Genomic DNA, 9,626 nt, shown 5'->3' with positions numbered 1-9,626 from the left:
TCCGGCTCCGGTACCCGAAGCGCCAACTGATGAAGCTCCGGCGCCCGAAGTTCCGGCTGATGAAGCTCCGGCTCCGGCACCTGAAGCGCCAACGGACGAAGTTCCGGCTCCGGTACCCGAAGCGCCAACGGACGAAGCTCCGGCTCCGGCGCCCGAAGCGCCAACTGATGAAGCTCCGGCGTCAGCACCTGAAGCGACGGACGAGAACACAGCCGAGCAGCCTGCCGCGACAGAAGAGAAACCATCGCAGCCTTCAACACCAGCCGCCCCCGTGCGCCGTGCGGTTACGCCGCAGGTTCCGGCCTATATCTCTTTACCCTCCGCCCTGTTCCGCGCTGAAGAGCAGCGCACCGGGTTGTTTAAAGAAAGCGCGCTGCAAAGCGCCCGGGCAGACAGCGCCAGTTTCTTTCTGTTCGGCTATCGAGGCGAAGAGCGTTACCGCTCGGCCAACGGTTCTCTTGACTACGGCTACAGCTATACAAGCCGTTATCAAGGCTGGATGCTGGGCGCGAAGCTGGCCTCATGGCGTACCGAGCGACAGTCGCTAAGCCTCAGCGGCGCATGGTCGCAGGGCGATCTTACCTTCAAACCCGCTGCGGCGGATGGCTACAGTCAGGGCAGCTTTGACGCCAACGCCCTGAACCTGATGCTGGCCTGGCACGTTGATGATTATTATCTGAACCTGCTTTCGGGCTATAGCTGGCTGAAGGGCGATATCGCCACGCGCCTGCGCGGCAACGTCGCCTCGCCGCACGTCAGGCAAACATTTGGCGAAATCGAAGCGGGAAAAACGCTGAGGTTCAACGCGCACCAGCTTCGTCCCTATCTCGGTTATCGCCACCAGCAGCTGAAGGTCAGGGAATTTACCGACAGCGATCGCGCCAGCGTCAGCTATCAGCAGCAGCGGCGTAGCGCATGGATTAGCGGCCTGGCCTGGGATTACACGCTGCCGCTAACACCGGGCGCGCTGAAGCTGGGCATGGACATGCACTGGCTTCATCGTCCGGCAGGCCAGGGCAAAGTAACCGTTAGCGATGGCCACAACCGTGACGCCTTCCGTACCGGCAACGGCGGCGATGCGCTGGCTGTGCAAGCGGAGGCCAGGCTGGCCGTTACCGACAATGTGACCTTCTCCACCCGCCTCAACCATCAGCGCAGGCTGCAACGGGAAGGCGCCAACGACTGGCTGCTGGCTGGCGGCGTGACGGTGAATTTCTGATTATTTTCCGGCGGTCTCTTTTGCCGCCGGGAATTTTTGCGTCATACTCTCCGATCCCGTAGCGGCTTTTGATAAAGTCCGCCCATTCGCTAATCTGAACGCCATCCCTGTCCTGACGAGAAGTAAGATGACAAGACCGCTTAATGAACAATACGGCATCAGCGTCGCGGCGCTGCAAATGCTGCACTATCTGCAACAGATAGCGCGCGGCGATCGTGCCTTTACCATTCAGGATACCGTGCTGAATAGCCGCTGTAACGTTACGCCCCCGGACAATTTCCGCCTGCTGGATCAGCTTTTTGAAGCGGGCAAAATCGACTATGACTATCGCGGCACGGGCATTGAGGGCGAAAGACACGTAAAGCCCGTCTGGGGAGAAAACGGATGACGGTACGCGCCTTTACCGAAGCCGACCGCCCTTTTCTGCGCACGCTGTTTCTGGCCGCCCGCAAGGCGAACTGGCACTGGCTTGACGGCAGCGACTGGCAGCTGGAGGATTTCGACCGCGTAACGCTGGGCGAACGCATCCTGGTCGCCGAGCACGACGGCCACCGCACGGGCTTTGCCGCGCTGCTGCCCGCCGATAATTTTTTGCACAGTTTATTTGTCGACCCGGCGTGTCAGGGTCAGGGTATTGGCAGCGAGCTGCTGGAGGCGGTGCAGGCCGGCTTCACGTCGACCGGCGCGCTAAAGTGCCTTAAGGCAAACGACCGGGCGCTGGCTTTTTATCAGCGTCACGGCTGGCAGGTTATCAGCAGCGGCGAAGGCGAACAGGGAGAATATCTGCTGCTGCACTACGTGCTGTAAAAGAAAACGGGCGCCTGGTGCGCCCGTATCGCACATTTGCCGTCAGACTACGCGGAAAGCGATATCGTCCGGGATCACTTCGCCATCCCAGTAGAGCTGTGCGGCGACCTGGCCTGCCAGCTGGCGATACAGCCAGGTAAATTCGCTGTCGGGACGGCGCACCACCGTCGGCATTCCGTCGTCCAGATCCTCGCGCAGCGTGATGTGCAGCGGCAGCTGGCTCAGCAGGCGCGTGTGATACTGTTCCGCCAGCGCCAGCGCGCCGCCGCTGCCGAAAATCGGCTCGTGATGACCGCAGTTGCTGCACACGTGTACGCTCATGTTCTCGACGATGCCCAGCACCGGCACGCTGACCTTTTCAAACATCACAATCCCCTTACGGGCGTCGATCAGCGCGATATCCTGCGGCGTGGTCACCACCAGCGCGCCGGTCACCGGCACGTTTTGCGCCAGCGTCAGCTGAATATCGCCCGTGCCTGGCGGCATATCCAGGATCAGGTAGTCCAGATCCGGCCACAGCGTTTCGTTCAGCAGCTGCATCAGCGCCTTGCTGGCCATCGGCCCGCGCCACACCATCGCGTTGTCATCGGTCACCAGATAGCCGATAGAGTTGGTCGCCAGCCCGTGCGCCATAATCGGCGCCATATGCGTACCGTCCGGCGAGGTAGGCCGTTCGTTTTGCGTGCCGAGCATATCAGGGATCGACGGGCCATAGATATCCGCATCCAGCAGGCCGACTTTCGCGCCTTCGGCCATCAGCGCCAGCGCCAGGTTGACCGCCGTGCTGGATTTGCCGACGCCGCCCTTGCCGGAGCTGACGGCAATAATATTTTTCACGCCCTTTACGCCTGGCTGGTTCTTCACCCTTTTCAGCGTGGCGATATCCAGGCTCAGCTTCCAGCTGATGGCGGTGGCATTAGTCAGGCGCAGCAGCTCCGCGCTGGCGCTCTCCTTTAAGGCTTCAAAGCCGCTGTGCCAGGCGAAAGGCATCAGCAGTTCAATATGCAGGGTGTTGTCCAGCATTGCGCAATGGTGCAGCGCCTTCAGCGCGGTGAGGTTGCGCTGTAGCGTCGGATGTTCAAACGTGGTTAAAACGCCCATCACTATCGCGCGCAGCGCTTCAGGTGAATGTTGGGATTGAGGCATCATCCCGGCTCCTTTTTTTCTGTGACGTTATTCAGAGCATATCAGATAAGGCTGTCGGCGGCAGGCAGTAAAAAACGGCACGGTCGGCGCGGCGTTGTTTACGCAGGCCGGGCCTTTCGGGTAACATCGGAACCCCCTATTTTAAACAGGTATAGCAAGTCTCACTATGACTCAAGTCGCGAAAAAAATATTGGTAACGTGCGCACTCCCTTACGCCAACGGTTCTATTCATCTCGGCCACATGCTCGAGCATATCCAGGCGGATATTTGGGTCCGTTACCAGCGAATGCGCGGCAACGAGGTTTACTTCATCTGCGCCGACGATGCGCACGGTACGCCGATCATGCTGAAAGCTCAGCAGATGGGCATTGCGCCTGAGCAGATGATTGCCGAGATGAGTCAGGAACATCAGAATGACTTCGCCGGTTTCAATATCAGCTACGATAACTACCACTCCACGCACAGTGAGGAGAACCGTGAGCTGTCGGAGCTGATCTATACCCGTCTGAAAGAGAACGGTTTTATCAAAAACCGGACTATTTCGCAGCTTTACGACCCGGAAAAAGGCATGTTCCTGCCGGATCGCTTTGTGAAAGGCACCTGCCCGAAATGTAAATCGCCGGATCAGTACGGCGACAACTGCGAAGTGTGCAGCGCCACCTACAGCCCGACCGAGCTGATCGATCCTAAATCCGTGGTGTCCGGCGCGACGCCGGTACTGCGCGACTCCGAGCACTTCTTCTTCGATCTGCCGGAGTTCAGCGCCATGCTACAGGCCTGGACCCGTTCCGGTGCCCTGCAGGAGCAGGTCGCCAACAAGATGCAGGAGTGGTTCGAGTCGGGTCTGCAACAGTGGGATATCTCCCGCGATGCGCCCTACTTCGGCTTTGAAATTCCGGGCGCGCCGGGCAAATATTTCTACGTCTGGCTGGATGCGCCTATCGGCTATATGGGCTCGTTTAAAAATCTCTGCGACAAGCGCGGCGATATTGATTTCGACGCCTTCTGGCAAAAAGACTCCGAGACCGAGCTGTATCACTTTATCGGCAAGGACATCGTCTATTTCCACAGCCTGTTCTGGCCAGCCATGCTGGAAGGCAGCAACTTCCGCAAGCCGAACAACCTGTTTGTCCACGGGTACGTGACGGTTAACGGCGCGAAAATGTCCAAGTCGCGCGGCACCTTCATTAAGGCCAGCACCTGGCTACAGCATCTGGATGCCGACAGCCTGCGCTATTACTATGCCGCCAAGCTCTCTTCGCGCATTGATGATATCGACCTGAATCTGGAAGATTTCGTCCAGCGCGTGAATGCGGATATCGTTAATAAAGTGGTTAACCTGGCGTCCCGTAACGCCGGATTTATCAACAAGCGCTTTGGCGGCAAGCTGTCCGCCGAGCTGGCCGATCCGGCGCTGTATCAATCCTTTGTGGACGCCTCCGCCAGCATTGCGGAAGCCTGGCAGAGCCGTGAGTTTGGCCGTGCGGTGCGTGAAATCATGGCGATGGCGGACGTAGCGAACCGCTACGTTGACGAGCAGGCGCCGTGGGTGGTGGCGAAGCAGGAAGGCCGCGATGCCGACCTGCAGGCGATCTGCTCAATGGGCATCAATATGTTCCGCGTGCTGATGACCTGGCTGAAGCCGGTGCTGCCTTCGCTGAGCGAGCGCGCCGAAGCCTTCCTGAACCAGGAGCTGAGCTGGGACGGTATTGCGCAGCCGCTGCGCGATCACACGCTTTCCGCCTTTAAAGCGCTGTACAACCGCGTCGAGATGGACAAGGTCAACGCGCTGATCGAGGCCTCGAAAGAGGACGCGGCGGCGGCGAACAAACCGGCGCTGACCGGCCCGCTGGCGGACGATCCGATTCAGGAAACCATCACCTTTGACGACTTTGCCAAAGTGGATATGCGTATCGCGCTGATCCAGAACGCCGAGTTTGTCGAAGGCTCCGATAAGCTGCTGCGCCTGACGCTGGATCTGGGCGGCGAAACCCGCAACATTTTCTCCGGCATTCGTACCGCCTATCCGGATCCGTCGGTGCTGGTAGGCCGACTGACCATGATGGTGGCTAACCTGGCGCCGCGTAAGATGCGCTTTGGCATTTCGGAAGGTATGGTGATGGCCGCCGGCCCCGGCGGCAAAGAGATCTTCCTGCTGTCGCCGGACAGCGGCGCTCAGCCGGGAATGCAGGTAAAATAAGCAACGGAGACGGGCGAAGCGATTCGCCCGTTTTTTTGCGGCCCACTGTGATCTCTGGCACAAATCTCCTGCCGATCGTATGATTAATGCGTTGCAAAACCGGAGCTTATCATGCGTACCGTACTGTTGATCCTCTGGCGCTATCTGCGCGCCTTTCTGATTATCTATCTCTGCCTCTATGCCGGAAACGCGCTGGCGCTGCTGCTGCCGGTCACGATCCCGGGCAGCATTATCGGTATGCTGATCCTGTTTTTTCTGCTGGCTTTTCAACTGGTTCCACCCGACTGGATCAGGCCCGGCAGCCTGCTGCTAATTCGCTATATGGCGCTGCTGTTTGTGCCGATCAGCGTCGGCGTGATGAGCTATACCGACCTGCTCAGCGCGCAGTTCGGCCCGATAGTGGTTTCCTGCGTGGTCAGCACCTTTATTGTTTTGCTGACCGTGGGGCTGGCTTCGCATCAGCTGCATGGCAAAGTGAAAGGAACAGGCGATGAGTGATATCTGGTGGTCTCTGCCGCTGACCATGCTGGTCTTTTTCGGCGCTCGCCGGATAGCGGCGAAGGTGAAAATTTCCCTGCTCAATCCGCTGCTGATCTCCATGGCGGTCATCATTCCGCTGCTGCTGCTGATGCAGATGCCCTACGCCCGCTATTTTCAGGGCAGCGCTATTCTGAACCAGCTGTTGCAGCCCGCCGTGGTGGCGCTGGCGCTGCCGCTGTATGAACAGATGCATCAGATCCGCGCGCGCTGGAAGTCAATTATCGGCGTCTGCTTTATCGGCAGCATGACGGCGATGATCTCCGGTACGGCTATCGCGCTGTGGATGGGCGCCACGCCGCAGATAGCGGCGACGATTATGCCTAAATCCGTGACCACGCCGATTGCCATGGCGGTTTCCGCCACGCTGGGCGGCATTCCGGCCATCAGCGCCATTTGCGTGCTGATTGCGGGCGTACTCGGCGCGGTTTTCGGTCATATGCTGCTTAACCTGCTGAAGATCCGCAGCAAGGCCTCGCGCGGTCTGGCGATCGGCAACGCTTCTCACGCGCTGGGTACGGCGCGCTGCTCGGAGCTGGATTACCAGGAAGGCGCCTACAGCTCGCTGGCGCTGGTGATCTGCGGCATTATCACTTCGCTGCTGGCACCGTTTCTTTTTCCGCTACTGATGCATTTCTGGCGATAAAACTTGCGATGCGTCGCGCATTTTGTGGTTCTCTTTCATAAATTGCATAATCTGTGTGATTATAATCACATACATTAGCCTGGCTGCCCGCCAGAATAAGCGGCCACTTATGCAAGAGAAGCCACTATGCAACCACGTTTTCAAGCGGCTTTCGCCGCGCTGCCTTCCCCGCTGCAGGCGGCGTTGCAGCCTTTGCTGACCGACACCTTTCCCGCTTTTTTTACCCCAGAACAAATGGCCGCCATCAGAACCGAAACCGGTCTGGACAACCGCGAACTTACCTTTGCGCTGCTGCCGCTGGCGGCCGCCTGTGCCGTCGCGCCGCTGTCGCGCTTTAACGTCGGCGCGCTGGCGCTGGGCCGCAGCGGCCATCTCTATTTTGGCGCGAACATGGAGTTTTCCGGCGCGACCATGCAGCAAACCGTCCACGCCGAACAGAGCGCGGTAACCCATGCCTGGCTGCGCGGCGAAAAAGGCCTTGAGGCGATTACCGTCAACTACACGCCCTGCGGCCACTGCCGCCAGTTTATGAACGAGCTGAACAGCGGCACCGCGCTGCGCATTCATCTGCCGGGACGTGAACCGGCGACGCTGGGCGATTACCTGCCAGATGCTTTCGGCCCGCGCGATTTAGCGATTGAGACGCTGCTGCTGGACGAGGTCGATCACGGCCTGACCATTACCGGCGACGCGCTGGTCAGGGCCGCGCTTGAGGCGGCTAACCGCAGCCATGCGCCTTACTCGCAGGCGTTAAGCGGCGTGGCGCTGCAAATGGCCGACGGCGCGATTTTTGCCGGCAGCTATGCGGAAAACGCCGCCTTTAACCCAAGCCTGCCGCCGCTGCAGGCCGCGCTGATCCTGCTGAACCTTGCAGGCTACGACGTGCTGCAAATTCAGCGCGCCGTGCTGGCGGAAGCGCCCGATGCCCGCCTTATCCAGCGACAGGCAACCGCCGCGACGCTTCAGGCGCTGGGCTGCGCGACGTTGCAAACCGTGCCGCTGCGCTGATCCGCTTCGCGACTTTGCAAACCGTGCCGCTGCGCCGATCCGCTTTGCGACTTTGCAAAACATACCGCTGCGCCGATCCGCTTCGCGACTTTGCAAACCGTGCCGCTGCGCCGATCCGATCCGCTACTTTGCAATCGTATCGCTTCGCCGCCGTTTTGCTATTTCGCAACCGTATCGCTTCGTTGCCGCTTTGCCAGCCCGCAAGCCCCGCTGCCGGCTGGCTTTTTATTGCCAAAAAAGTGCCCGCATTTGTTATAAGCTGTTAACAAATGCTGTACTTTCGGATGAATTATTTTAGGATTGGGCCACTACCGATCCCAGTGAGCATTGATTACATGGAACTCGACTACGAAAGTAAACGCCCTCTCTACATTCCCTACGCTGGCCCTATCCTGCTGGAATTTCCGCTGTTGAATAAGGGCAGCGCCTTCTCTATAGAAGAACGCAATGACTTTAACCTGAACGGTCTGCTGCCCGAGACGGTGGAAACCATTGAAGAGCAGGCCCAGCGCGCCTGGCGTCAGTTTCAGGATTTCAAAAACGCCAACGACAAGCACGTTTATCTGCGCAACATTCAGGACACCAACGAAACGCTGTTCTACCGCCTGCTGGATAATCATCTTGAAGAGATGATGCCGATTATCTATACCCCGACCGTCGGCGCGGCCTGTGAACACTTTTCTGAAATCTATCGTCGCGCGCGCGGGCTGTTTATCTCCTATCCGAACCGCGCCAGCATTGAAGATATGCTGCAAAACGCCACCAAGCAGAACGTGAAGGTCATCGTAGTCACCGACGGCGAGCGTATTCTTGGCCTGGGCGATCAGGGCATCGGCGGCATGGGCATTCCTATCGGCAAGCTGTCGCTGTATACCGCCTGCGGCGGCATCAGCCCGGCCTATACGCTGCCGGTGGTGCTGGACGTCGGCACCAACAACCAGCAGCTGCTGAACGATCCGCTCTATATGGGCTGGCGTCATCCGCGTATCACCGGCGAAGAGTACGATAACTTCGTTAATGAATTTATCCAGGCGGTAAAAAGCCGCTGGCCAAACGTGCTGCTGCAGTTTGAGGATTTCGCGCAGAAAAACGCCATGCCGCTGCTGGAGCGCTATCGCGATGAAGTCTGCTGCTTTAATGACGATATCCAGGGCACCGCCGCCGTCACGCTGGGCACGCTGATCGCCGCCAGCCGCGCAGCAGGCAGCAAAATGAGCGAGCAGAAAGTAGTGTTTTTGGGCGCGGGGTCTGCCGGCTGCGGCATCGCCGAGCAGATTATCGCGCAGATGAAATCAGAAGGTCTGAGCGACGAAGAAGCCCGCGCGCGCGTCTTTATGGTGGATCGCTTCGGCCTGCTCACCGACAAGCAGCCAAACCTGCTCAGCTTCCAGAGCAAGCTGGTGCAGAAGAGCGAGGATCTGGCCGACTGGGATTCCAGTTCCGATTCCCTGTCGCTGCTGGACGTGGTGCGTAACGCGCGCCCGGATATTCTGATCGGCGTTTCCGGCCAGCCCGGCCTGTTCAGCGAAGAGATTATCCGCGAGATGCACAAGCACTGCGCGCGCCCAATCGTCATGCCGCTCTCCAACCCGACCTCCCGCGTGGAAGCAACGCCGCAGGATATTATGGCGTGGACCGACGGTGCCGCGCTGGTCGCGACCGGCAGCCCGTTCGCGCCGGTCACCTGGAAAGAGCAAACGTTCCCGATCGCGCAGTGCAACAACTCCTATATCTTCCCCGGCATCGGCCTGGGCGTGATCGCTTCGGGCGCCACCCGCGTGACCGACAGTATGCTGATGGCCGCCAGCCGCGCGCTGGCCGACTGTTCACCGCTGGTCAACGACGGCGCTGGCCCGGTGCTGCCGGAAGTGAAAGATATTCAGGGCGTGTCGAAAATAATTGCGATGGCCGTAGGCAAAGCGGCGCAGCTGGCCGGCGTGGCGGTGGTCACCTCGGAAGATGTGCTGTCCAAAGCGATTGCCGCCAATTTCTGGTTGCCGCAGTACCGTAACTATCGCCGTACTTCTATTTAATACCGCTGACCGGGCGCGCCGTGCGCCCGG

At 59.3% G+C, this 9,626-nt stretch carries 9 protein-coding genes; 8 read left to right on the top strand and 1 reads right to left on the bottom strand.

What is annotated here, in order from left to right:
• From ACMGEE_RS11760 to ACMGEE_RS11750, 3 genes are all read left to right on the top strand, one after another.
• Nucleotides 1-1,219: autotransporter outer membrane beta-barrel domain-containing protein (locus tag ACMGEE_RS11760; RefSeq protein ID WP_495849200.1), on the top strand; the 1,219-nt coding region annotated here is incomplete at its 5' end.
• Nucleotides 1,220-1,346: 127 nt separating this feature from the next.
• Entirely contained in the window at nucleotides 1,347-1,607 is a 261-nt protein-coding gene (locus ACMGEE_RS11755) for a hypothetical protein (protein ID WP_253459998.1), read from the top strand.
• Nucleotides 1,604-2,026, top strand: coding sequence for a GNAT family N-acetyltransferase (locus ACMGEE_RS11750; RefSeq protein WP_369895610.1), 423 nt, complete (start codon nucleotides 1,604-1,606; stop codon nucleotides 2,024-2,026). The genes ACMGEE_RS11755 and ACMGEE_RS11750 overlap by 4 nt, the downstream gene beginning before the upstream one ends.
• 42 nt (nucleotides 2,027-2,068) lie before the next feature.
• On the opposite strand, the gene apbC is transcribed toward ACMGEE_RS11750, so the two are convergent.
• Nucleotides 2,069-3,175 carry an iron-sulfur cluster carrier protein ApbC gene (gene apbC, locus ACMGEE_RS11745; RefSeq protein WP_253459992.1) on the bottom strand — a complete coding sequence of 369 codons (1,107 nt, stop codon included), beginning with the start codon at nucleotides 3,173-3,175 and terminating at the stop codon, nucleotides 2,069-2,071.
• Between the two features lie 163 nt (nucleotides 3,176-3,338).
• Here apbC and metG point away from each other — a divergent pair, with 163 nt between their 5' ends.
• The 5 genes from metG to ACMGEE_RS11720 all read left to right on the top strand — a co-directional run bounded on the left by metG (nucleotide 3,339) and on the right by ACMGEE_RS11720 (nucleotide 9,596).
• Nucleotides 3,339-5,372 (top strand): methionine--tRNA ligase, encoded by a 2,034-nt coding sequence (metG, locus tag ACMGEE_RS11740; RefSeq protein ID WP_253459989.1) that lies wholly within the window; start codon nucleotides 3,339-3,341, stop codon nucleotides 5,370-5,372.
• Nucleotides 5,373-5,483: 111 nt separating this feature from the next.
• Nucleotides 5,484-5,870 (top strand): CidA/LrgA family protein, encoded by a 387-nt coding sequence (locus ACMGEE_RS11735; protein WP_301251132.1) that lies wholly within the window; start codon nucleotides 5,484-5,486, stop codon nucleotides 5,868-5,870.
• Complete coding sequence (locus ACMGEE_RS11730) at nucleotides 5,863-6,555, top strand: CidB/LrgB family autolysis modulator (RefSeq protein ID WP_436830065.1); 693 nt, start codon at nucleotides 5,863-5,865, stop codon at nucleotides 6,553-6,555. Before ACMGEE_RS11735 ends, ACMGEE_RS11730 begins: the two co-directional genes overlap by 8 nt.
• Nucleotides 6,556-6,681: 126 nt before the next feature.
• Nucleotides 6,682-7,563, top strand: a complete 882-nt coding sequence (cdd, locus tag ACMGEE_RS11725) for a cytidine deaminase (RefSeq protein ID WP_253459980.1) — start codon at nucleotides 6,682-6,684, stop codon at nucleotides 7,561-7,563.
• Between the two features lie 335 nt (nucleotides 7,564-7,898).
• The gene (locus tag ACMGEE_RS11720; RefSeq protein ID WP_253459977.1) at nucleotides 7,899-9,596 is read left to right on the top strand and encodes an NAD-dependent malic enzyme; all 1,698 of its coding nucleotides are present in this window, start codon (nucleotides 7,899-7,901) and stop codon (nucleotides 9,594-9,596) included.
• Nucleotides 9,597-9,626: the final 30 nt, after the last annotated feature.

The sequence above is a fragment of the Erwinia artemisiae genome (assembly GCF_051400835.1).
GTDB lineage: Bacteria > Pseudomonadota > Gammaproteobacteria > Enterobacterales > Enterobacteriaceae > Erwinia > Erwinia aeris.
Note: the sequence above shows the minus strand (reverse complement) of the source record. Positions and strands in the feature narration are given on the sequence as shown.

Excerpts from the sequence above, each read along its gene's own strand:
- apbC (WP_253459992.1), bottom strand. The coding sequence starts at position 3,175 with ATGATGCCTCAATCCCAACATTCACCTGAAGCGCTGCGCGCGATAGTG.
- metG (WP_253459989.1), top strand. The coding sequence starts at position 3,339 with ATGACTCAAGTCGCGAAAAAAATATTGGTAACGTGCGCACTCCCTTAC.
- ACMGEE_RS11735 (WP_301251132.1), top strand. The coding sequence starts at position 5,484 with ATGCGTACCGTACTGTTGATCCTCTGGCGCTATCTGCGCGCCTTTCTG.
- ACMGEE_RS11755 (WP_253459998.1), top strand. The coding sequence starts at position 1,347 with ATGACAAGACCGCTTAATGAACAATACGGCATCAGCGTCGCGGCGCTG.
- ACMGEE_RS11750 (WP_369895610.1), top strand. The coding sequence starts at position 1,604 with ATGACGGTACGCGCCTTTACCGAAGCCGACCGCCCTTTTCTGCGCACG.
- ACMGEE_RS11730 (WP_436830065.1), top strand. The coding sequence starts at position 5,863 with ATGAGTGATATCTGGTGGTCTCTGCCGCTGACCATGCTGGTCTTTTTC.
- ACMGEE_RS11720 (WP_253459977.1), top strand. The coding sequence starts at position 7,899 with ATGGAACTCGACTACGAAAGTAAACGCCCTCTCTACATTCCCTACGCT.
- cdd (WP_253459980.1), top strand. The coding sequence starts at position 6,682 with ATGCAACCACGTTTTCAAGCGGCTTTCGCCGCGCTGCCTTCCCCGCTG.